This is a genomic window from Chryseobacterium sp. CG10_8 (assembly GCF_058117085.1).
Genome location: NZ_JBYVEB010000286.1, coordinates 1 through 524 on the forward strand (window position 1 = coordinate 1; position 524 = coordinate 524).

Annotated in this window: 1 protein-coding gene; it reads left to right on the forward strand. The window is 29.6% G+C overall.

Features of this window, described 5'->3' with window-relative positions; all coding sequences use genetic code 11:
* The first annotated feature begins 34 nt into the window (after positions 1 to 34).
* The gene (locus AC4AGG_RS16775; RefSeq protein ID WP_489773166.1) at positions 35 to 511 is read left to right on the forward strand and encodes a DUF3997 domain-containing protein; all 477 of its coding nucleotides are present in this window, start codon (positions 35 to 37) and stop codon (positions 509 to 511) included.
* Positions 512 to 524 lie beyond the last annotated feature (13 nt).

The following is a 524-nucleotide window of genomic DNA, read 5'->3' on the forward strand; positions in this document are numbered from 1 at the left end:
CCTTCGCTAATACTTTTTCGTTGTCTGTAACCTTATGAAAGCAAAATCGTTAATAATTATTGTACTTTTTTCCATAATCGCTTTTGCAGTTTTTGGAATATTAAGTTCAAGGAATTTACCAAGAATTGCGTTTGGATACGGCCTTGGAATGCAAGATTTCACAAAAAATGTTACAAATGGTTATGTTCTTTATCGAAATTCAACGGAGGACATTTTTGTGGCACCAAATGACGGTTGGAATGATGAAATAGAAATAATTCCTTCTAAAGTTCTAAAATTAAATGAATACAAAGATTATATTGTAGCTGAAAGACAAGTGTTAAAGAGACAAAATCCAAATGACGAGCAAGATAAATATGAAATTTCAGACGAAAAAGTTATAGATTATTGGATTTTAGACACCGAAAATAATATTGCTCTAAAAAATCTAAGCAAACTTGAATTCAAAAAGAAATTAGAATCCCTGAAAATTCCAAGAAACATCGAATTAATTGATGTTTATGAATATTAAAAAGGCTACAGAC

What these genes read in the sequence shown, in the direction of transcription:
- AC4AGG_RS16775 (WP_489773166.1), top strand. Translation starts at nt 35, where the DNA reads ATGAAAGCAAAATCGTTAATAATTATTGTACTTTTTTCCATAATCGCT.